The organism is Bacillus sp. CH_48, from assembly GCF_038008465.1.
Lineage (GTDB): Bacteria > Bacillota > Bacilli > Bacillales > Bacillaceae_G > Bacillus_A > Bacillus_A thuringiensis_S.
This window is the reverse complement of the sequence record NZ_JBBOZF010000001.1, coordinates 4,434,868-4,456,696: the sequence shown is the minus strand read 5'-3', so window position 1 is coordinate 4,456,696 and position 21,829 is coordinate 4,434,868. Positions and strand designations below refer to the sequence as shown.

Below are 21,829 nucleotides of genomic sequence, written 5' to 3'. Positions count from 1 at the left end.
AAGTGAGTACTCACTCATTTTATTGAAAAAGGAGGATGAAACGTGCAACAACTTTCCATTATTTTACGGACTGTATCAAAAAGTTTTGGAAAAAAAGAAGTGTTACACAATCTTTCATTGCAAGTTGAAAAAGCAGAGATTTTTGGTTTTGTTGGACCTTCTGGATCGGGGAAAACAACGCTCATTAAAATGATTGCAGGTATTAATGAGGCAACGAAAGGTGAAGTGCTTGTTAATAATACTAATATGCCTAATTTAAATGAAATGAAAAGAATTGGTTATATGGCCCAGGCGGATGCATTATACGAAGAATTGTCAGCATATGAAAATGCAGATTTTATAGCAACGATGTATGGACTAAAGGGAAAACGTAAAAAGAAAAGAATTGCAGAGGTTTTTGAACTTGTACAATTATCACAGTATATGAAAAAGCAAGTACAACAATTTTCAGGTGGAATGAAAAAACGTTTATCATTAGCAATAGCACTCCTCCATGAACCAGAAATATTAATTTTAGATGAGCCTACAGTGGGGATAGATCCGCTTCTTAGAAAAACGATTTGGGAAAAATTTTATGACCTTAAAAAGAAAGGCACAACGATTATTGTAACGACGCACATTATGGATGAAGCTGAATTTTGTGAGCGTCTAGGATTAATTAGAGAAGGGAAGCTAGTTGCGGTTGGAACAACTGAAGAATTGAAAAAACGCGTGTCATCTGGACGGATTGAAGATGTCTTTTTGCTAGAAGAGGTGGTGCCATCATGAGAGTTACTGGTGTAATCATTCGTATTATTCGCCAATTTTTTCGAGATAAGCGTTCGTTAGCGATGATGTTTGGGGCACCGATGTTATTACTGTGGCTATTATCGCTAGTGTTTACACAGAAAGACTATATACCTCAAATTGCTGTTGTTGATATGCCCGCTCAAATAGTAAAAGTGATGAAAGATCAAGAAGCATCAATTTATGAATACAGTAAAGAAAAGGCGATTTCTGAGTTGGAAAAACAAACGGTAGATGCAGTACTTCGAATAGAGAATGGAAAAATGAAACTTCTGTTGGAAGGTAGTGATTCGTCAAAAAATCGTGCTGTACTTCAAGTATTGCAAAAAAGCATAGAGAACAATGAAGTATCAATTATGAAACCTGAAGTAAATTATTTACATGGCTCTAAAGACTTTACGATGTTTGATGGGCTTGGTCCTGTATTAATTGGTTTCTTTACATTTTTCTTTGTATTTATATTATCAGGTGTATCTTTCGTAAGAGAACGTTTAAGTGGTACGCTAGAAAGGTTATTATCCACCCCAGTAAGAAGATGGGAAATAGTCGCAGGTTATATTATTGGTTTTGGAATCTTTGCCTTTATACAATCCATTATTATCGTAAGTTTTTCCGTTTATATTTTAGATTTATACGTAGCTGGATCCATATGGCTAACGCTACTTATTACATGTATGCTCTCTTTAACTGCACTAACATTAGGTACGTTTTTATCGGCATACGCAAATAATGAATTTCAAATGATTCAATTTATACCGCTTGTTATTGTGCCACAAATCTTCTTTTCTGGATTGTTTCCAATGGAATCTATGAATAAGTGGCTACAAATGTTAGGAAAAGTATTTCCACTCACATACGGCGCTGACGCAATGAGACAAGTGATGATTCGGAATCAAGGGTTTACAGAGATTGCATTAGATCTTACTGTATTATTACTTTTTTCAATATTATTTGCAGTAGGAAATGTATTTGCTTTAAAGAAACATCGCAAAATATAATAATGACAAAAAGGAGCTTTATAAATGCAGAAGGATTGGCTGGAGGAATTAATAGCTGCAACTAATACGGATAAACGAAATGAACGTCAAATGCGAATATTAGAGGCGGCTGTTGATATGTTTGGAGAAAAAGGATACGCTTCAACTTCAACAAGTGAAATTGCAAAACGGGCTGGTGTAGCGGAAGGAACAATCTTCCGCTACTATAAGACGAAAAAAGATTTATTACTAGCGGTCGTAATGCCAACTTTAACTAAGTTCGCTGCACCATTTTTCGTACAAACCTTTGCAAAAGAAATATTTAAATCGGAGTATGAATCGTACGAAGGACTTTTAAGGGTTGTAATTCATAATAGATTTAAATTTGCTCAAAAACACTTTCCTATGATAAAAATATTAATTCAAGAAGTACCATTCCAACCAGAACTGAAAAATGAAATACAACAATTAGTAGAAACAGAACTGTTTTCACATTTCAAAAAGTTGATTGTGAAATTTCAAGAAGAAGGGGAAATTATTGAGATACCACCATCTTCCGTACTACGTCTTACTTTATCAGCTGTATTAGGTTTATTATTAACACGATTTTTATTATTGCCTGAAGAAAAATGGAATGATGAAGCAGAAATTGAAAATACGATTCAATTTATATTGTATGGATTAACTCCACGAATTTAATCGTCGAAGTGTGAATTACATACATTACTTTTTAAGTAAAAATAAATCGCCTTTAAAAAGGCGATTTATTTTCGTTATATATTTTTGATAAATAAGTACTTGTTTACTAAAAACATTCTAAATCAGCGTGTTTCTTTGTCTCTTCTTCTAAGACCTAATAATCCTGCTAGTCCTAATAAACCAAGCCAAGCCCAATTATTATTTCTATCACGATTATCATTTAAATCATTTGTTGTATTTACATTTCGAGTTCTTACATCATTATTAACTCTGTCTAAATTATTGTCATTTACTCGAGTTGAAATATCAGTGTTATTCACTCTATTCATATTATTTCCATCGTATTCAGCTTGCGCAGATGTACCTAAAAACATAATAGAGAGTGCTAAAACACTTAAAATAGATGATAATTTCTTTTTCATAACAATTCCCTCCTTTCTTAATCATTAATTTCTCCGGAGCGTCTGTGTATTATTCATTTCACAATATCTAAACCAGTATAAAAGGGCGCACATTTATTGAAAATAGAGTTGAATGATTGTTAATATATCATTGGATATATATTTCTCATAAAAATAAATGAATCAAACTTTGCTTAAAATGTTAATCTTAGTACAATTTATAGTATACGGACTAGCACTAAGGAGGTAATGAGATGCGACAATTTGCAAAACCAACAATCGTTGTAAGTAAATGTTTAGAATTTGATGCCTGTCGATATAATGGAGAGATGATTCCAGATGTAACAATACGAAATTTGCAGCCATTTGTTACATTTATACCTGTTTGTCCAGAAGTCGAGATTGGATTGGGGACTCCTCGTGAAACGATACGAATTGTAGAAGAAAATGGTGAGAATAGACTTGTGCAACCGTCGACACGAGAAGATGTAACTGGAAAAATGGAGCAGTTTTCAAATGACTTTTTACAAACGATATCGGATGTGGATGGTTTTATTTTAAAGAATCGTTCACCAAGTTGTGGTACGCGTGATGTGAAAATTTATTCTGGTTTTGAAAAAGCGCCAGCAAAGGGAAAAGGAGCTGGCTTATTTGGCGGAGCAGTAGTAAAAAAATTTTCGCATCTTCCTATTGAAGAGGAAGGTAGATTGTCGAATTTTATTATTAGAGAGCATTTCTTTACAAGGCTATTTACAATCGCATATTACAAAATGATTAAACATAATAAAAATATGAAAGACCTTGTATCGTTTCAGTCGGATAATAAATATTTATTTATGGCATATAATCAGGTGAAACAAAAGGAATTAGGGCGTATAATTGCAAATCACAAAAATGAAAAGATTGAAGTGGTATTTGAAAACTATGAGAAGACTTTATATGAATTATTTATGCGCACACCCCGTTATACATCGAATGTAAATGTATGCGAGCACATTTTTGGATATTTTAAAACAAAGCTAAAAAAACAAGAAAAAGATCATTTTATAGAACTGTTACAAAAGTATGCAGAAAAGAAAATACCGCTTAGTAGTTTACTTACAATTTTAAAATCATGGGCCATTCGATTTGATGAAAAGTATTTATTAAGACAAACGTATTTCGAACCATACCCTGAAGCCTTAGTAGAAATTTCTGATTCGGGAAAAGGTAGAGATTATTAAACAATAAATTACATAATTCGACACAAAACTTCCTATGTTGTTGTAGAACAATGTAGGAATTTTTTTGTGCATTAGTACAGAATCTGTTTTAAAATTAAGTTATGACAGAATTATAGCAATTGTCTAACTAATGTTCTTGTCTTTTAAGTTGTTATGTTTGTAGTAGAAACTCGCACGCTGTCGAAACTCAATATTCGATAAGGGGTGTGTAGCGGAATGGAATTTACTCTAACTCGCGAAAAACAAATGATTAAAGAAATGGTACGTGACTTTGCTGAAAAGGAAATCGCACCGAAAGCTGTATATTATGACAAAACTGCAGAGTTTCCATATGAAACATTTCAAAAAATGGGCGAACTAGGATTATTAGGCATCCCATTCCCAGAAGAGTATGGAGGTTCAGGTGGCGATACAGTATCGTATGCGTTAGCAGTTGAAGAAATTGGTCGCGCTTGTGGTGGCACTGGTTTAAGCTATGCTGCAACAATTTCATTAGGTGCTTCTCCAATTTATTATTTCGGTACAGAAGAACAAAAACAAAAGTATTTAGTTCCAATGGCGTCAGGTAAAACATTAGGTGCCTTCGGATTAACGGAGCCGAATGCTGGATCTGATGCAGGTGGCACTCAAACGAAAGCGGTATTAGATGACGATGAGTATGTAATCAGTGGTGAGAAGTGTTGGATTACAAACGCAGAGTATGCAAACACAATTATTGTAACCGCTGTCAACGGCATTGAAGAGAATGGTAGAAAACGTATTTCTGCATTTATCGTGCCTACTACTAGTGAAGGATTAACGATTTCAAGTCCATACGATAAGATGGGTGTTCGTGCTTCTAATACTTGTGAAATCGTACTTGATGGTGTGCGTGTACCGAAAGAAAATATTCTTGGTGATGTAAATAAAGGTTTTAAACAATTTTTATATACACTTGATGGAGGGCGTATTTCAATCGCAGCATTGGCAGTTGGTATTGCGCAATCAGCCTTTGAACGTGCATTGCAATATGCGAAAGAACGTCAACAATTTGGAAAGTCAATCTCTAATTTCCAAGCGATTCAATTTAAATTAGCTGATATGGCGACTGAAGTAGAGCTAGCACGCAATTTAGTACATAAAGCAGCTTGGTTAAAAGATAACGATAAACCTTTCGGCAAAGAAGCGGCAATGGCAAAACTATTTGCATCGGAAGCAGCAAGCCGTATTGCGAATCAAGCAGTACAGATTCATGGTGGATATGGTTATATGCGTGAATATGAAATTGAACGACATATTCGTGATGCGAAACTATTAGAAATTGGTGAAGGAACTTCTGAAATTCAACGTCTCGTAATTGCTAGACATTTAGGATGTAGATAAAAGGGAGGAATCACTATGTTTCAAAAAATATTAATTGCGAATCGCGGGGAAATTGCTGTTCGTATTATGAAAACTTGTCAAAAACTTGGCATACGCACTGTTGCTATTTATTCTGAAGCAGATGAAAATGCCCTTCATGTGAAGATGGCAAATGAAGCTTACTTAGTAGGTGGACCGCGTGTTCAAGAAAGTTATTTAAACCTTGAAAAAATTATTGAAATAGCTAAGAAGACAAATGCAGAAGCGATTCATCCGGGTTATGGTTTATTATCAGAGAATCCGTCTTTTCCGGTTCGTTGCAAAGAAGAAGGAATCGTATTTATCGGTCCTTCAGAAGAAATCATTACGAAGATGGGAAGTAAAATCGAATCACGTATCGCAATGCAAGCAGCAGATGTCCCAGTAGTCCCAGGTATTACTACAAATATTGAAACTGCTGAAGAAGCAATTGAAATTGCAAAACAAATTGGTTATCCATTAATGCTTAAGGCATCCGCAGGCGGCGGAGGCATTGGTATGCAGTTGATGGAAACTGAGCAAACGCTCACCAAAGCGTTTGAAAGTAATAAAACAAGAGCGCAAAACTTTTTTGGTAACGGAGAAATGTATTTAGAGCGATATATAGCAGACGCGCATCATATTGAAATTCAGCTTTTAGCAGATACACATGGTAACACAGTGTATTTATGGGAGCGTGAATGTTCGGTGCAGCGCCGAAATCAAAAAGTAATCGAAGAAGCACCTTCACCATTTTTAGATGAAGGTACACGAAAGGCAATGGGAGAAGTTGCTGTACAAGCTGCCAAAGCACTTGGCTATACAAATGCAGGTACAGTTGAGTTTCTTGTAGATGATCAGAAGAACTTCTATTTCTTAGAGATGAATACGAGATTACAAGTAGAGCATCCAGTGACAGAAGAAATTACGGGATTAGACCTTGTAGAACAGCAACTTCTTATCGCAAGTGGAGAGAAACTATCATTTACTCAGGATGATGTAAAACGTAGTGGTCATGCCATTGAAGCTCGTATTTATGCAGAAGATCCGAAAACATTCTTCCCATCACCTGGGAAAATTACAAATTTAACATTACCGTCAAATGTACGGATCGATCACTTCTTAGAAAATCATGTAACGATTACACCTTTCTATGATCCAATGATTGCGAAAGTCATTGCACATGGCGAGACTCGTGAAGAAGCAATTTCGAAATTACATGATGCTCTAGAAGAATTAAAAGTAGAAGGTATTAAAACGAACACGCCAATGCTACTGCAAGTTTTGGAAGACGAAGTGTTCAAAGAGGGTATTTATACAACGGGTTTTGTAACGAAACAACTCGTTAAAAAATAAGATTTAACAATATTAAGGGGGAAAAAATGATGACGAAAGTATACGCATCGATGGCAGGAAACGTTTGGAAGATTGTTGTAGGAGTAGGAGATACAGTAGAGGAAGAGCAGGATGTCGTCATTTTGGAATCTATGAAAATGGAAATTCCAATCATTTCAGAAGAAGCCGGCACAGTTATGAAAATTAATGTGCAAGAAGGCGATTTTGTAAATGAAGGAGATGTATTATTAGAAATTGAATAGGGAGATATAGGGGGAAGCGAATTGAAACTACCTAATTTTGCTGTCATTAAAGAAGTCGGGCCACGTGATGGCTTACAAAATGAAAAAAAGATTGTTGGCACAAAAGATAAAGTAAAATGGATTCAACTACTTACAGAAGCAGGATTGTCGTATGTTGAAGTTTCCTCATTCGTTCACCCAAAATGGGTCCCTGCATTAGCAGATGCAAATGATGTATTTTCTGAGCTGAAAAGGGATCCAAATGTTACATATGCTGCGCTTGTTCCGAATCAAAATGGTTTGGAACGAGCTTTTTTGCAAAATGTAGATGAGGTGAATGTTTTTTTATCAGCAAGTGAATCTCATAATAAAAGTAATATTAATAAATCGATTAAAGAAGCATTAGTTGTAATTGAAGATATAACAAAACAGGCATTATTCGAAGGGAAAAAGGTAAGAGGCTATGTTTCTACTGTATTTGGATGTCCTTATGAAGGGGATATAAGTGCTACAGCAGTTGACGAATTATGTAATCAACTATTTTCATACGGCATTTATGAAGTTTCTCTTGGGGATACAATCGGTGTAGCGAATCCATTACAAGTAGAACAAGTATTAGAACACCTATTAAAGAAGTATGATGCTTCGCAGTTTGCAATGCATTTTCATAATACGTATGGAATGGCTCTAGCGAATGTAGTTAAATCATTAGAATACGGTATTACAACGTTTGATAGTTCTTGTGGTGGACTCGGGGGCTGCCCTTATGCACCAGGAGCATCAGGTAATGTTGCTACTGATGACCTAGTACATATGCTCCATAAATTAGGAGTCCAAACGAATATAGACGAAGAAAAGTTATTGAGAGCTAGTCAATTTATTCAAAGTAAGTTAAATATCCAATTACCGAGTCATGTGTATAGAGCGCTTCAACATAAAACGATAAGTAGGTGAGTAGATGCTACAATTACAAAACATTTCCGTTGATTACGTAACACCTCACGTAGTAAAGATTTCGTTAAATCGTGCGAGACAAGCAAACTCATTATCTTTGGCATTATTAGATGAATTACAAACTATATTAACTCAAATAAGTGAAGATTCAAGCGCACGTGTAGTTATTTTGACTGGTGCTGGTGAAAAAGCATTTTGTGCTGGTGCAGATTTAAAAGAGCGTGCCGATATGAATGAAGAACAAGTTCGTCATGCTGTTAGTATGATTCGCACTACTATGGAGATGGTTGAACAATTACCACAGCCAGTTATTGCTGCTATAAATGGAATCGCACTTGGTGGTGGTACGGAATTAAGTTTAGCTTGTGATTTTAGAATTGCTGCTGAATCTGCAAGTCTTGGTCTTACTGAAACGACACTTGCAATTATACCAGGAGCAGGTGGTACACAGCGCTTACCAAGATTAATTGGAGTTGGTAGAGCGAAAGAATTAATTTATACAGGTAGACGTATTTCAGCGCAAGAAGCAAAAGAATATGGTTTAGTAGAATTTGTTGTACCAGCTAATTTACTTGAAGAGAAAGCGATTGAAATAGCAGAGAAAATTGCTAGTAATGGACCTATTGCTGTTCGATTAGCAAAAGAAGCAATTTCAAATGGTATTCAAGTTGATTTACATACCGGATTACAAATGGAAAAACAAGCGTATGAAGGTGTAATCCACACGAAAGATAGATTAGAAGGATTACAAGCATTCAAGGAAAAACGCACACCAACGTATAAGGGGGAGTAAATATGTTAGATCAAAAACAACAATCTAATTCATTTGAAGAACGAGTTGAAACGATTAAACAAGGCGGCGCACCAAAGTATCATGAACAAAATAAAGCAAAAGGAAAATTATTTGTTCGAGATCGTTTAGCGCTTCTATTTGATAATGGCGAATATGTAGAAGATGCATTATTTGCTAACTGTGAACAAACAGGCTTACCTGCGGACGGCGTTGTAACGGCAACGGGTAAAATACATGGTCGTACTGCGTGTGTAATGGCCAATGATTCTACTGTAAAAGCTGGATCATGGGGATCACGCACAGTTGAAAAGATTTTACGTATTCAAGAAACAGCTGAAAAACTACGTGTTCCGTTATTTTATTTAGTTGACTCTGCTGGAGCACGTATTACAGATCAAGTAGAAATGTTCCCAGGGCGCCGTGGTGCAGGAAGAATCTTCTATAATCAAGTGAAATTATCAGGTAAAGTTCCTCAAGTATGCTTATTATTTGGACCTTCTGCAGCTGGTGGTGCCTATATTCCAGCCTTTTGCGACGTTGTAATGATGGTAGAAGGAAATGCATCTATGTATTTAGGATCTCCTCGTATGGCTGAGATGGTTATCGGTGAGAAGGTAACTTTAGAAGAGATGGGCGGAGCTCGTATGCATTGCTCTGTATCAGGATGCGGAGATGTTTTATGTAAGACAGAAGAAGATGCGATTACACAAGCAAGACAATACATTTCATATTTTCCAAACAACTACTTAGAAAAGACTCCATTGGTTACACCTCAAGAACCGAAACAATTCGATAAAACGTTAGAACAAATCATTCCAGAAAATCAAAATGCTCCTTTCAATATGAAAGATCTCATTAATAGAGTTATTGATGAAGGTTCATTCTATGAAGTGAAAAAATTATTTGCTCAAGAGCTAATTACAGGCTTAGCACGTATTGATGGTAAGCCAGTTGGTATTATTGCAAATCAGCCGCGTATGAAGGGCGGCGTATTATTCCACGATTCAGCTGATAAAGCTGCTAAGTTTATTAATTTATGCGATGCATATCATATTCCATTATTATTCCTTGCGGATGTACCAGGATTTATGATTGGTACAAAAGTAGAGCGTGCCGGTATTATTCGCCACGGTGCAAAAATGATTTCTGCAATGAGTGAAGCAACTGTACCGAAGATTTCTATCGTTGTTCGTAAAGCATATGGCGCTGGTTTATATGCGATGGCAGGTCCAGCATTTGAACCAGATTGCTGTCTGGCATTACCGACAGCCTCTATTGCGGTAATGGGTCCAGAAGCTGCGGTTAATGCTGTATATGCAAATAAAATTGCAGCTTTACCAGAAGAAGAGCGTGCTAGCTTCATTGCTGAAAAACGTGAAGAGTATAAGAAAGATATTGATATTTATCATTTAGCATCAGAGATGGTGATTGATGGTATTGTTCATCCAAACAATTTACGTGAAGAGTTAAAAGGACGTTTCGAAATGTATATGAGTAAATATCAAGTATTCACAGATCGTAAACATCCTGTATATCCAGTTTAAAAGCCCTATTTAGGGCTTTCTTGCTCAAAAAGTTAAGGAGGGGAAAACATTGAAACAAGCAGTTTGGTTTCCAACAGAAGAGTACAAGGAAAAAACACGTTTATATGGTTGGATGAAATCATTGGGATATGAAGACTATGAAACTTTTTATAATAAATCTATTGAGGAAACAGCTTGGTTTTGGGGAGAGGCAGAAAAAGCAGTAGGCTATCAATGGATGAAACCTTATACAGAAGTGTTAGACTTAGAAAATGGTACACCGTTTGCACAGTGGTATAATGACGGAACATGTAACGTTGTAGAATCAGCTTTATCTCGCTGGCTTGCGGATGAAGAGACGAGAATACAGCCAGCACTTCAGTACGAAGGGGAAAATGGAACTTCAAAATCATTTACATATGAAGAGCTTGACAACTGGGTAAGCCGTGTTGCAAATGGTTTGAAACATGCGGGTATTGAGAAAGGTGATCGTGTAACAATTTATATGCCGATGATTCCAGAAACAGTTGTTGCGATGCTAGCTGTAATGAAAATCGGAGCAATTATTTCACCAATATTCTCAGGCTTTGCGTCTGATGCAGTCATGACACGTGTGCAAGCGGCAGGTTCAAAAATGATTATTACCGCAGATGGATTTTCACGCCGCGGTAAAATTGTTTCTTTAAAAGATGAAGTAGATAAAGCTTGTGAACATTGCCCAACTGTTGAAAAAGTTGTTATCGTTCGTCATGCAGGAAATGATTTTACACCACATAACTATGATTTTTCGTGGAGTACGCTAGAAAAAGAAAAACCATTCATACATGCCGAGGAAATGCAAAGTGATGATCCATTAATGCTCATTTATACATCAGGAACGACTGGTAAGCCGAAAGGAACAGTACACACGCATGCAGGATTTCCTTTGAAAGCAGCTTTTGATGCAGGATTTGGAATGAATATTAAACAAGGTGATCGTGTATTATGGGTAACTGATATGGGCTGGATGATGGGGCCGTTTCTATTATTCGGTTCACTCATTAATGGAGCAACGATGGTTATGTACGAAGGTGTTCCAGACTTCCCAGAAGCAGACCGGTTATGGGAGACAGTTGATAAATATGAGATTACTCATCTAGGTATTTCGCCAACGTTAATCCGAGCATTGATGGCAAAAGGTGATGAGTATGTCAATAAACATTCTTTAAAGAGTTTGGAAGTATTCGCATCAACAGGAGAACCTTGGAATCCTGATCCATGGATGTGGCTGTTTGAAACAGTTGGAAAAGGAAATGTCCCAATCTGTAACTACTCAGGTGGAACTGAAATCTCTGGTGGGATTTTCGGTAATGTTCTTATTAAGCCAATAGCACCGATTAGTTTTAACGCATCTTTACCAGGAATGGCAGCTGTCGTACTGGATGATCAAGGTAAACCAATTCGAGATGAAGTCGGAGAATTATGCTTAGAGAAACCTTGGGTAGGTATGACGAAAAGCTTCTGGGAAGATGATGAACGTTACGTAAACACATATTGGTCGCGTTTTGAAAATAAATGGGTCCACGGTGACTGGGTCATTTACGATGGTGAACAATATATCATCACAGGGCGTTCAGACGATACGTTAAATATTGCAGGTAAACGTATTGGACCTGCTGAATATGAATCTATTCTTGTGAAACATAACGATGTAATCGAAGCTGCTGCAATTGGTGTACCTGACGAAGTAAAAGGTGAAGTTTGTCATTGTTTTGTAGTGTTAAGAGACCATGTAACATTCACAGGGGAATTAAAGAAAGAATTAATGAGTTTAGTAAACTCTCATATTGGAAAAGCGTTGTGTCCTAAAGACATCCACGTTGTAGAAGATTTACCGAAAACACGTAATTCTAAAGTAATGCGCCGTGTTATTAAAGCAGCTTACTTAGGAAAAGAATTAGGTGATTTATCATCGCTTGTAAATCCTGAAGTAGTTCCGTTTATTCAGGGTTTACAGTCTAGTAAATTATAAAATTAGAAAGGATCTCTATATAAATAGAGCTCCTTTTTTATGTTTATAAAAAGAGAAGAAGTGAAGTTGATGAAGAAGAAAAATTTTACTATTAGTGTTAAGTATGTTTTTTAGTTTTAATCAAAATACGATATTATGGAATCTCTATTCAATGTAGAAATACTAATTTACAACAACAAGGTGATGACAAAGCGTGACTGCTTATATGTCTGTTTAAACCTTTACGTGTTAATATATAAAAAGCTGACTATAAGCAGTCAGCTTTTTATATATTACATTCTAGTATTTGCCGGGCAGTAATGCCCCCATCTAAAAATTCAGCAAAAGCAAGGAAGTAGGTGAGGGATCAACTTTCCGGAAAAGCCCGATTGGTTCCAAAAGACATATTCTTTCCTTTACGTTGACATTAAAAATATTACCAATTTTTTCTTTTACAATGGCAACAAATAAAGAAACATTTACAACGACACTTATTTCGTTTAGAACTCCAATCGTCATCACAATGACACTTTTCTTTAGATTTCCACCAATCATCATTACAATGCTTTTTCTGAGAACTCCAATCATCATCACAATGACGCTTTTCTTTAGATTTCCACCAATCATCACAACAATGCTTTTTCTGAGAACTCCAGCAATCATTTTTCCAGGACATTCATTTCTACCTCCTTTCAATAGTGTTCATATTATTCTATGTTTTAATAAAAAAATGGCTTGTTTATTAACCTACTATTTTATTTTTATATGATAGAGTGTTTTCTACTCGGTATAGAGTTCATACAAACTATGCTAATTTTTAAGAGATAGTGGAGGGAACTACTACTAGTTATGGTATTTTTCAATAAACATTTGTTGAAGAAAATGTTCTGATTACAAATAATATCTTATTTTCGAGTACGTTTTTTAAAATGTATATTTTACGATAACAAAGGAAAAAACCATGAATAAAGTCTATGTATATATGAGTTAATGGGAAAATCTAGTGTGTTTTTAAGAGGCGTCTTATTTAAAAGAAAAAAGATTTATTTTAAAAAGTGGTGTCTAAACATTAAATGAAGTAGGACTAAACTCACCTGCCCTAATTAAACAAGCTTTTAATTAGGGCAGGTCTGTTTTTATAATGAATAATGAAAAGAAAGTTTGGTACAATTGTTTGTTTTTTTCTTTTTATGTGTTTGCCTCGTACCCTTTTAAGCTAATGGACATACTTTACTAATAGAAAGGATTAGGAGGTGAGGTATTGGGTTCTCGATTTAATAATTGTAAAAAGAAATGTACATGTAAACAAGATGATTGTTGGGAAGTATTCGAAGAGTGTAAAAAAGAACAGCATGAGAAATGTGATAATTCTTGTGTACAAGGAATTAGAGATGAACTTAAGAAATTAATTAATCGAACAGTTCAAATTAATACAGAGGGACGTACTTATGTAGGTACTGTCTCGTCTGTAAGTTGTGATGTAGTTAGGCTTGCGGCTATTCCTGGATCGGTTGCAGTAATTATTTCCATTTGCAAAATTGAAGCAATTTTCCCACCTATTACAACGGTTACTGCTGACTTTGATTTTAATGGTATTGATGTAGCAAACAAAGCATAATTATGTTGCTTTTTTGTAAAGCCATTCACATGAATGGCTTTATTTTAATTTCATATAAAAGGAGAATATATTCTTTATATAGAAATAAGTTTGAGGTTATAAAGCATGATGTACGAAAGGAGCAAGGAAGTGATTAAACTAGAAACCTTTAAAAAATCTGATTTTAAACAATTAATAAATTGGATTAATTCCGAAGAATTTCTAATACAATGGTCAGGTAATGCCTTCACATTTCCTTTAGACGAACAGCAATTAGAGAAGTATATAGAAAGTGCAAATACATTCGCTTTCAAAGTGGTAGATGAAGAGACTTCAGACGTTATTGGTCATATTTCGCTTGGGCAAATAGATAATATTAACAAGTCCGCTAGAATTGGAAAAGTATTAGTTGGTAATACGAAGATGAGAGGACGTTCTATAGGAAAACATATGATGAAAGCAGTACTTCATATTGCTTTTGACAAATTAAAACTACATAGAGTAACTCTTGGTGTTTATGATTTTAATACGTCGGCTATTTCATGTTACGAAAAAATAGGATTTGTAAAAGAAGGATTATTAAGAGAGTCGAAAAAAGTAGGGGAAACGTATTGGAATTTATGGGAAATGAGTATGTTAGAATATGAATGGAAGAAGTAGTAACAATAGTGATTTATAATTATATTATGTTAACAAAAGGGGATTGGTGGATATAGTGGATAATAAAACAAAAATTATTTCAGTTGCAGCTGTTTCAGGGGGAGGTAAAACTACAATTACAGAAAGGTTAAAGCATGAGTTTAAGAACTCAAAAGCTCTATATTTTGATAGTTATACATTTGATAACTGTCCTGCTGATATTTGTAAATGGATTGATGATGGGGCGAATTATGACGAGTGGGTATTAACACCATTAATTCATGATATTGAGCAACTTATACAAAATAATAGCTTAGACTATATTATTATAGATTATCCTTTTGCATACTTAAATAGTGAGATGCGAAAATTCATTGATGTAACTATATTTATTGATACGCCTTTAGATATTGCGATGGCTAGAAGGATTTTGCGAGATTTTAAGGAAGGTACAATAGATGAAATACATAATGATTTGGAACATTATATGACATATGCGAGAAAAGCTTATTTAGAAGCAATTCATACTGTTAAGCCGAATTCAGATATCATATTGGATGGTTCTTTATCTGTAAGTGAAATAATTAATCACGCTGTAGAGGAACTTGGCCGAAGAGAAGTGATTGTCAATGGTTAAATGTATAACAGATGCTGTTAGGTGGATAATTGAAGTAAGGGAGAGATAAATGTGTATACTTTATTTCAATATAATTGGCAAGTAAGAGATGAGTGGTTTAAGAGGTGTGAACAACTTTCAGAGGAAGATTTACTTTGCAAACTGGTGGTATTTTAGAAACATTAATTCATATTGTAGATGTAGAGTATAGTTGGATTAGTGCTCTTCAAGGAGAAGAAGATAAAGAACCGCAATTTAAAGATTATCATTCGATTCAAAAAGTGAAAGCGTTATCTGATTTATATAAACGAGAACTTGAAGGTTTTTTGCAGTCATGATCATCTAGCCTAGAATGCTAGCGTACTTAAAATAAGCAGTATAAAAAGTTAATTATTGTGTGCTTTGATTATATAATGTCGGCGAAATAAATAGTGTGAAGGACAGCTATCTTAACAAGTGCTTCATGTAACGTTCATATACTTTAATTTTTTATAATTAATCAAATTTGAATATTATAGAAACGGATAAAGAGGTATGGGTGGTGCTCTTTTTTATTGAATAGAATGGGTTGATTTTTCGGATTTTCATTACAATATAAAAATTAAAATTTGAATTTTGTTTGTTGTTAAGAAAAGGTGAGAAGAAAATAAAAAAAGAGGGCTAATGCCCTCTTTTTCTTTTAATTTGGTAATTAATCACAGATTGGTATCCCAAGCACTCTTAGAGCTAATGCTACTTGAAGGGAAATCTCTAATCTAGCAATTTCAATACCAGCTACTGAAAGAACTAAAAAAGGTTGTCCGTTTACAAATACAACGCAACTATCCATAGTTAAGCCTCCTTTCTAGTAATCTACTATAGTATATGAATGGAACTTTAAAATGTAATAGTTCAATTGTTGGATTTAATAGAATTAATAGATTAACCCATTTAAACTAAACAAACGAATACAACGAAAGGAAACAGAGATGGATGTATGCCTCAAAAAACATAGGTTTTAAGACATGTAATGGGATATGAAATTCATCATATTGGTCAGCTATCTATATGGGCGAGGGAGTTAAACTAGCAATTTGTTTCAGCAAATTTGATTGGACGAGGATGATAGAATTAAAAACCGACTTGCATCTCAAACGCAAGTCGGTTTTTATATATAAGAAGATTTCTTAATTGAAATCTTCGGATTTTTTTTGACGTATATGTAAAAACATTAAAATTGTAATTATAAAGAAAACCAATAATGTTTGTATGATCAAATTTTTAAACTGAAGCAAAACTGCCCAAGATGTAACAGCATCTTTAAACGCTTGGAGTGCAGAGCACGAGGAAGGATCAAAACCATACTGTAGTAACTTTTTTGTTTCAATAAATGAAATGTTTTCTTCATCTGCATCTAATATTACTGAAATTAGTCTAGTGTCTCCTAGTTTTGCTGTACTGACAAAACTATAATTACCGTTAGTTGAAAAACTAGTTTGTAAGCCATCAACACCTTGAAGTTTAATGTTTTCATTAAGGGAATATATCATTTTATTCGTATTGAAAACCTGGGAATCTTTGAAGGTAAATTGGTAAGAGGTTAGTTTCGTAATATTCAATACATCTGGAAAATCTTTTACTAATCGTGCTGCTAGTTTAGCTGCATCTATTGCTGTTGTAGTTGATTGTTTATTTGTATCATTATTAATTCCAGTAGAGTTTAGAAATGGAGATGGTTGTAATAACTTTAGTTCTTTTGCTTTTTTATTCATTAATATTGTAAAGTTATCTTCATTTCCAGCAATGTGTTCTGCTAGAGCGAGTGCAGAACGATTATTCCCTGCCAGTAGCAATGCATGAAGTAAATCACGAACCGTTGTTTTATCATTCGATGTTACTTGTATAGGACTTGTTTCTACTCGGAAAACTTCGTTACTTATTTGTACGAAGTCATCTAACTGTATTTTTCTATCATTTAGTTGCTCCAATACGATATATTCTGTCATTAATTTAGATAAAGCAGCTGATTGTACTGGAGTTTCTTCATTTTTTTTATAAACAATTTCACCTGAATTAGCATTTATTAAAATAGCTGATTTAGCTTGAATAATGGGACCATTTACATAAAGATAAAAATATAAAACGATAAGTGCAGTAATAAAAAAAGATAATAATAAAATAGCGAATTTCTTTAAGAATTGCATAAGCGATCCTCCTATTATGACATCAATACTAGTATTGTAAAAAGGAATGCTTAATTAGGAAGAAAGAAAAGGTAAAGAATTTCTAAAGAATTATAAAGGATCATTAAATTTTGGGTGTTAATGGAAAAAGTTCAATTTCTTGTATGATAAGAAATTGAACTTTTTATTTATAATATTAACATTTGTATGGGAGTAGTTTTACAGTGAATGTTGTTTTTTCATCATCACTATATACTTCAATTGTTCCTTTATGCAATTCGACTATACTTTTTGCAATAGCTAATCCAAGTCCAGATCCACCAGTGTTTGTAGAGCGAGATTTCTCAACGCGATAAAAACGTTCAAAAATATGAGGTAAATCCGTACTAGGAATAGGTTGTCCGTAATTTGTTATATCAATTGTAATCATATTATTGCTTTCATAAGCAGTAAGGTCAATATAGCGACCTTCGCTTCCATAAGCGATAGCGTTTATAATAAGATTTTCAAACACACGCACTAATTTTTCACCATCAGCTAATACCATGAGCTTTTGAGATGGGAAAGAAGGTCGACATTCTATATTTGCTTCTTGAAATTGTATACGGAATTGAACAGTTAATTGCCCAAGTAACTCTACTATGTCAATAGGGACAGAATACAAGCTTAACTCTTTATTTTGAACACGTGTATATTCGAACAAGTCATTCATTAATGCATTAAGACGAGTTACTTTATCGTAAATGACTTGAATATAGTATCGCAATTCTACTTCATCTCTATAATTATCATGATGGATTAAATTTACGTATCCAACTATAGAAGTAAGGGGAGTACGTAAGTCATGTGATACATTTGTAATAAGTTCACTTTTTGCTTGTTCCGCTTGTCTTTCTTCATCAATGGAGACTTTTAATTGTTCAACAATTTCATTGACCCCGATTGCTAATTCTTCTAGATAATTATGATTTACAATAGAAACTTTATGATTGAAGTTTCCATTTGCAATATAACGAATTTCTTCTATCATTTTTTTAATACAAGTTTCATAATAAAGTTTTTTCTCGTGAAGATAAAAAATGTAAAGATAGGATGAAAAAATAGAAAATAAAAACAAATAAGATACAATCATCATCCATAACGATTCTTTAATCCCTTTATACTTTTCATAACCAAAAATTCGAATGAATTCTTTACCAAGTTCAGTTAGAGTAAGTGAACTCTCAATTACACTCGTAACGAGGCGATAAATAATTAACTCAGTAATAGGCGTGAGTGTGATAGCTAATAAGAGCCAAAAAATAAGTTTCCATTTAGGGATATCTTTTAATATATCAAATGCTTCATTTCTCAATTTTATAGCCAACTCCCCAAACAGTGTGAATAAATTTTTCTCCATTTATTACTGTTTCAAGTTTATCCCGTAAGTTGCTAATATGAACCATTACAGTCTTATTTGAACCGTAACCATCTTCATTCCAAACGCGTTCAAAAATTTCTTCTGAACTAAATACTCTTCCTGTATTACTTGCAAGTAAATATAAAATATCGAACTCAATAGAGGTTAATTTAATATACTCTCCATTTACTTTAACAGTATGATTATGTTTGTGTATTTCAACAGAGCGAATACGAATAATACCATCTTCATTCTTTTGCGAAGTAGCGTTTTGGAAAGAGGATCTTCGTAATAAAGCTTTCACTCTTGCTACTAATTCTAATGGATTGAATGGCTTGATCATATAATCATCGGCACCTGTCATAAGACCTAATATTTTATCCATATCTTCTGCTTTTGCACTAAGCATTAGAATTGGTACAGTATTATTTTCACGCACTTCCTGACAAACTTCTAATCCGTTTCGCTTTGGCATCATAATATCCAAAATCATAAGGTCAACTTCATATGTAGAAACCTTTTGCAATGCTTCATCGCCATCATAAGCTTTATAAATGTTATAGCCTTCATTTCGCAAATAAACAGCAAGTAATTCAACAATTTCTTTATCATCATCAATAATTAATATGTTTTTATTCATTTTGTAGTTCCTTTCCTTACAAATCATCAACATTACTATAATATCAAACATTTATGTACTTGTAGCAATGATTCTGTATAAAATTTCATGTAACGTATTAAAAAGGAGTAAAAAGATTAATAACGAATATAAAATAACAAAAATATTTAAATTCTGCATTATACTGAAAGTTAGTTATAAGGGGGATTTTCTATGTTATATAATGATATATATTCATTTGCTCCAACTGGAAAAATAGACAATGATATTAAAGATTTTCTACTAAAATATAATAAAGAGTTTACATATAAACATTCAATTCGTGTGGCAAATGAGGCAAAAAAGATTGCAGAAAAGTTTCACGTAGATAAAGAAAAAGCAGCAATTGCAGGATATTTACATGATATTAGTGGCATTTTTCCGAACGAGGAGCGGATTGCAGTTGCTGAAGAATTTGGGGTAGAAATAGAGGAAGCAGAAAGAAAGTTTCCTATGATTATTCATCAAAAACTATCGAGAGTAATCGCAAAAGAAATATTTAAAGTAGAAGATGAAGACGTATTAGATGCAATTTGTTGTCATACTACACTGCGTAAACACCCAACAAAGATGGATTTAGTTTTATTTGTTGCAGATAAAATAGAATGGGATCAAAAGGGGACACCACCATATTTAATAGAAATAAAAAAGGATTGGAAAAATCTTTGGAAAAAGCTGCTTTTGTATATATTTCATATTTGTGGGAAAGGAAAGATACATTGAAAGTTATACATCCGTGGCTAGAAGAAGCATATTGGTATTTAAAAAGAATTGTACAGTAGAAGGGACAAGGAAATGCAATTAAAAGAATATATGAATCAAACATTTCCAGGAGTTACATTAGTACCGTACTTATATTCTCAGTGGGGAAATCATTTGTATTTTGATTTTGGAAAAGATAAATATCAAATTGTAGAAGGAACCGACGATTTAAATATGGAATACTTTTCTCAGCTATATACATATAATAAATTCTTATTTGAAGACATATTTTCAAAAGAAGATGTAGTGTTTGTAGTGACAAATGTTTATAGATTTAAAAAGGAAAACACAAAAACTCCACAGAAAATAAATGTATACAATAAATATATTAAGAAAAGAGATTTAAGATTTCATATAAGACAAGAAACGTTACCGTTTCTATTTGAAGATGAAGAGGCAGATTTATCCCGCTATTTGCCGGGCAGTAAGACCCCCACCTCAAAATTCAGCGAAAGCAAAGAAGATAGGTGGGGGGCGGGCTGCCCCTAAAAGCCCGATTGGTGAGGGCTGATAATCAGTGGGGGATGAACTGATTAAAGTTTCACATTATATTGTACATATCAATTTTCTTTAAAATGTCTTGCGGAAGATATTAAATATGAATCGCTTATACAAGCTGCTAATCATGAGGATTTCTCTGTTTTGTATCCTCGATTTGGACGGAAAAAAGAAATTTCTTATCCAGATGTATTTCTCATAAATGCAACGAAAGATATTGTCATGTTTATGTATGATGATAGAGGATGTGAAGTAATTGCGAAGAATAAAGAAATAATACGAGATTTATATAAGAAATATAAAGAATGGATTCCAGATTATGAACGAGAAAGTATAGATAACTTATTTAAATGACAATAGGGGAAGTGAAGCGTGTAATGAAACGTATTGCAATTGTATCTGCATGGGAACCAGAACTGACGTATTTGCATCAACATTATCCGAGTGAACGTTTTGAAAAAAGAGCAGCTTGGGAATTTCATTTTCATACTATCAATGAGCTGGAAATTATATCAGTTGTAACTGGTGTCGGTAAAGTAAGCTGCGCTAGTTGTGTACAATTGTTAATTAGTGAGTTTCAGCCAGATGAGTTGTTTATGACAGGAATATGCGGAAGTTTATCAAACAAAGTGAAAAACGGTCATATTGTAGTAGCACTAAACGCAATACAACACGATGTTACTGCTGCTGGCTCAGGAGAAGATGTTTTTAATTTATATAACGGTAGAACAGCACCTATTGAAACAACAAAATCACTTGTAAGAAGAATAAAAAAAATACGATTGTATGATCCGATACATTTCGGTACATTTTTATCTGGAGATCAACGTATTCGTAGTTCAGAAATGAGATATTTACTTCATACTGTATACGGAGCATTGGCAGTTGATCAAGAAGTAGCAGCTTTCGCCTATGTGTGTCAAATAAATAAAAAACCATTTTTATGTTTAAAAGCTGCTTCAGATCAAGCAAATGATAAAACGAAAGAAGAACAAAAAATCTTTAAAATGCTAGCATGCGAAAGAGCATGTGAGCATTTAATTGCTTTTTTACGTGTTTATGAGATTAATGTAGTAAATAATAGATAGTTTGTTATAAAACAAATTAATAGTAAGTTATATGTAGGGAAATGTCCGTTCATTTCAAATTAAGAGCTGAAATTTATAATAGATGGAATATATTATATGGGTACATGTTGAGGTTAATACAAGCAATT

General features: G+C 33.9%; 21 protein-coding genes and 3 pseudogenes. 18 read left to right on the top strand and 6 right to left on the bottom strand.

Annotation, left to right across the window (positions count from 1 at the left end):
- The first annotated feature begins 42 nt into the window (after positions 1-42).
- The 3 genes from N2V92_RS22590 to N2V92_RS22580 are packed head-to-tail and all read left to right on the top strand — an operon-like array spanning position 43 to position 2,462.
- Entirely contained in the window at positions 43-768 is a 726-nt protein-coding gene (locus N2V92_RS22590) for an ABC transporter ATP-binding protein (RefSeq protein ID WP_016077677.1), read from the top strand.
- On the top strand, positions 765-1,784 hold the full coding sequence (locus N2V92_RS22585) for an ABC transporter permease (protein ID WP_016077676.1): 1,020 nt from the start codon (positions 765-767) through the stop codon (positions 1,782-1,784). The genes N2V92_RS22590 and N2V92_RS22585 overlap by 4 nt, the downstream gene beginning before the upstream one ends.
- Before the next feature lie 24 nt (positions 1,785-1,808).
- Positions 1,809-2,462, top strand: a complete 654-nt coding sequence (locus N2V92_RS22580; RefSeq protein ID WP_001168192.1) for a TetR/AcrR family transcriptional regulator — start codon at positions 1,809-1,811, stop codon at positions 2,460-2,462.
- 122 nt (positions 2,463-2,584) lie between these two features.
- Here N2V92_RS22580 and N2V92_RS22575 read toward each other — a convergent pair whose 3' ends face one another.
- Positions 2,585-2,884 (bottom strand): WGxxGxxG family protein, encoded by a 300-nt coding sequence (locus tag N2V92_RS22575; protein WP_000728151.1) that lies wholly within the window; start codon positions 2,882-2,884, stop codon positions 2,585-2,587.
- 233 nt (positions 2,885-3,117) lie between these two features.
- Here N2V92_RS22575 and N2V92_RS22570 point away from each other — a divergent pair, with 233 nt between their 5' ends.
- The 8 genes from N2V92_RS22570 to N2V92_RS22535 all read left to right on the top strand — a co-directional run bounded on the left by N2V92_RS22570 (position 3,118) and on the right by N2V92_RS22535 (position 12,303).
- Positions 3,118-4,086, top strand: coding sequence for a YbgA family protein (locus N2V92_RS22570; protein WP_016077675.1), 969 nt, complete (start codon positions 3,118-3,120; stop codon positions 4,084-4,086).
- A 216-nt stretch (positions 4,087-4,302) separates the two neighbouring features.
- Positions 4,303-5,448, top strand: coding sequence for an acyl-CoA dehydrogenase (locus tag N2V92_RS22565; protein ID WP_016077674.1), 1,146 nt, complete (start codon positions 4,303-4,305; stop codon positions 5,446-5,448).
- 15 nt (positions 5,449-5,463) lie between these two features.
- Positions 5,464-6,801, top strand: coding sequence for an acetyl-CoA carboxylase biotin carboxylase subunit (locus N2V92_RS22560; protein WP_000486743.1), 1,338 nt, complete (start codon positions 5,464-5,466; stop codon positions 6,799-6,801).
- Between the two features lie 26 nt (positions 6,802-6,827).
- The gene (locus N2V92_RS22555) at positions 6,828-7,043 is read left to right on the top strand and encodes an acetyl-CoA carboxylase biotin carboxyl carrier protein subunit (protein WP_001987345.1); all 216 of its coding nucleotides are present in this window, start codon (positions 6,828-6,830) and stop codon (positions 7,041-7,043) included.
- A gap of 21 nt (positions 7,044-7,064) precedes the next feature.
- Complete coding sequence (gene mvaB / locus N2V92_RS22550) at positions 7,065-7,976, top strand: hydroxymethylglutaryl-CoA lyase (protein ID WP_000775428.1); 912 nt, start codon at positions 7,065-7,067, stop codon at positions 7,974-7,976.
- A 4-nt stretch (positions 7,977-7,980) separates the two neighbouring features.
- The gene (locus tag N2V92_RS22545) at positions 7,981-8,769 is read left to right on the top strand and encodes an enoyl-CoA hydratase (RefSeq protein WP_016077673.1); all 789 of its coding nucleotides are present in this window, start codon (positions 7,981-7,983) and stop codon (positions 8,767-8,769) included.
- Between the two features lie 2 nt (positions 8,770-8,771).
- Entirely contained in the window at positions 8,772-10,313 is a 1,542-nt protein-coding gene (locus N2V92_RS22540) for an acyl-CoA carboxylase subunit beta (RefSeq protein ID WP_000886744.1), read from the top strand.
- Between the two features lie 49 nt (positions 10,314-10,362).
- Complete coding sequence (locus tag N2V92_RS22535) at positions 10,363-12,303, top strand: AMP-binding protein (RefSeq protein WP_016077672.1); 1,941 nt, start codon at positions 10,363-10,365, stop codon at positions 12,301-12,303.
- 309 nt (positions 12,304-12,612) lie between these two features.
- Here N2V92_RS22535 and N2V92_RS22530 read toward each other — a convergent pair whose 3' ends face one another.
- Complete coding sequence (locus N2V92_RS22530) at positions 12,613-12,978, bottom strand: hypothetical protein (protein WP_080117655.1); 366 nt, start codon at positions 12,976-12,978, stop codon at positions 12,613-12,615.
- 565 nt (positions 12,979-13,543) lie between these two features.
- On the opposite strand from N2V92_RS22530, the gene N2V92_RS22525 reads away from it, so the two are divergent.
- The 4 genes and pseudogenes from N2V92_RS22525 to N2V92_RS22510 all read left to right on the top strand — a co-directional run.
- Entirely contained in the window at positions 13,544-13,900 is a 357-nt protein-coding gene (locus tag N2V92_RS22525; protein ID WP_016077670.1) for a hypothetical protein, read from the top strand.
- A gap of 105 nt (positions 13,901-14,005) precedes the next feature.
- Positions 14,006-14,539, top strand: coding sequence for a GNAT family N-acetyltransferase (locus tag N2V92_RS22520; RefSeq protein ID WP_016077669.1), 534 nt, complete (start codon positions 14,006-14,008; stop codon positions 14,537-14,539).
- A gap of 55 nt (positions 14,540-14,594) precedes the next feature.
- Positions 14,595-15,155 (top strand): AAA family ATPase, encoded by a 561-nt coding sequence (locus N2V92_RS22515; protein WP_000369207.1) that lies wholly within the window; start codon positions 14,595-14,597, stop codon positions 15,153-15,155.
- A gap of 51 nt (positions 15,156-15,206) precedes the next feature.
- Positions 15,207-15,466, top strand: a pseudogene (locus tag N2V92_RS22510) (DinB family protein); the annotation flags it as partial.
- A 359-nt stretch (positions 15,467-15,825) separates the two neighbouring features.
- Here the strand turns inward: N2V92_RS22510 and N2V92_RS22505 are convergent.
- The 4 genes from N2V92_RS22505 to N2V92_RS22485 all read right to left on the bottom strand — a co-directional run bounded on the left by N2V92_RS22505 (position 15,826) and on the right by N2V92_RS22485 (position 19,335).
- A complete protein-coding gene (locus N2V92_RS22505) occupies positions 15,826-15,963 on the bottom strand; it encodes a DUF3956 domain-containing protein (RefSeq protein ID WP_000376554.1) in 138 nt (45 codons plus the stop codon).
- A 337-nt stretch (positions 15,964-16,300) separates the two neighbouring features.
- A complete protein-coding gene (locus tag N2V92_RS22495) occupies positions 16,301-17,317 on the bottom strand; it encodes a D-alanyl-D-alanine carboxypeptidase family protein (RefSeq protein WP_001160046.1) in 1,017 nt (338 codons plus the stop codon).
- 175 nt (positions 17,318-17,492) lie between these two features.
- A complete protein-coding gene (locus N2V92_RS22490; RefSeq protein ID WP_001243304.1) occupies positions 17,493-18,650 on the bottom strand; it encodes a sensor histidine kinase in 1,158 nt (385 codons plus the stop codon).
- On the bottom strand, positions 18,640-19,335 hold the full coding sequence (locus N2V92_RS22485; RefSeq protein WP_001038807.1) for a response regulator transcription factor: 696 nt from the start codon (positions 19,333-19,335) through the stop codon (positions 18,640-18,642). The genes N2V92_RS22490 and N2V92_RS22485 overlap by 11 nt, the downstream gene beginning before the upstream one ends.
- A gap of 192 nt (positions 19,336-19,527) precedes the next feature.
- Here N2V92_RS22485 and yqeK point away from each other — a divergent pair.
- The 3 genes and pseudogenes from yqeK to N2V92_RS22465 all read left to right on the top strand — a co-directional run bounded on the left by yqeK (position 19,528) and on the right by N2V92_RS22465 (position 21,701).
- Positions 19,528-20,135, top strand: a pseudogene (yqeK, locus tag N2V92_RS22480) (bis(5'-nucleosyl)-tetraphosphatase (symmetrical) YqeK).
- A 13-nt stretch (positions 20,136-20,148) separates the two neighbouring features.
- A pseudogene (locus tag N2V92_RS30075) lies at positions 20,149-20,967 on the top strand (DUF3885 domain-containing protein).
- Complete coding sequence (locus N2V92_RS22465; protein WP_016077665.1) at positions 20,964-21,701, top strand: phosphorylase family protein; 738 nt, start codon at positions 20,964-20,966, stop codon at positions 21,699-21,701. Before N2V92_RS30075 ends, N2V92_RS22465 begins: the two are co-directional and overlap by 4 nt.
- Positions 21,702-21,829 lie beyond the last annotated feature (128 nt).

Coding starts and splice junctions, on each gene's coding strand:
- N2V92_RS22465 (WP_016077665.1), top strand. CDS start 20,964: ATGACAATAGGGGAAGTGAAGCGTGTAATGAAACGTATTGCAATTGTA.
- N2V92_RS22545 (WP_016077673.1), top strand. CDS start 7,981: ATGCTACAATTACAAAACATTTCCGTTGATTACGTAACACCTCACGTA.
- N2V92_RS22555 (WP_001987345.1), top strand. CDS start 6,828: ATGATGACGAAAGTATACGCATCGATGGCAGGAAACGTTTGGAAGATT.
- N2V92_RS22505 (WP_000376554.1), bottom strand. CDS start 15,963: ATGGATAGTTGCGTTGTATTTGTAAACGGACAACCTTTTTTAGTTCTT.
- N2V92_RS22520 (WP_016077669.1), top strand. CDS start 14,006: ATGATGTACGAAAGGAGCAAGGAAGTGATTAAACTAGAAACCTTTAAA.
- N2V92_RS22540 (WP_000886744.1), top strand. CDS start 8,772: ATGTTAGATCAAAAACAACAATCTAATTCATTTGAAGAACGAGTTGAA.
- N2V92_RS22585 (WP_016077676.1), top strand. CDS start 765: ATGAGAGTTACTGGTGTAATCATTCGTATTATTCGCCAATTTTTTCGA.
- N2V92_RS22495 (WP_001160046.1), bottom strand. CDS start 17,317: ATGCAATTCTTAAAGAAATTCGCTATTTTATTATTATCTTTTTTTATT.
- N2V92_RS22570 (WP_016077675.1), top strand. CDS start 3,118: ATGCGACAATTTGCAAAACCAACAATCGTTGTAAGTAAATGTTTAGAA.
- N2V92_RS22485 (WP_001038807.1), bottom strand. CDS start 19,335: ATGAATAAAAACATATTAATTATTGATGATGATAAAGAAATTGTTGAA.
- N2V92_RS22575 (WP_000728151.1), bottom strand. CDS start 2,884: ATGAAAAAGAAATTATCATCTATTTTAAGTGTTTTAGCACTCTCTATT.
- N2V92_RS22580 (WP_001168192.1), top strand. CDS start 1,809: ATGCAGAAGGATTGGCTGGAGGAATTAATAGCTGCAACTAATACGGAT.
- N2V92_RS22565 (WP_016077674.1), top strand. CDS start 4,303: ATGGAATTTACTCTAACTCGCGAAAAACAAATGATTAAAGAAATGGTA.
- N2V92_RS22560 (WP_000486743.1), top strand. CDS start 5,464: ATGTTTCAAAAAATATTAATTGCGAATCGCGGGGAAATTGCTGTTCGT.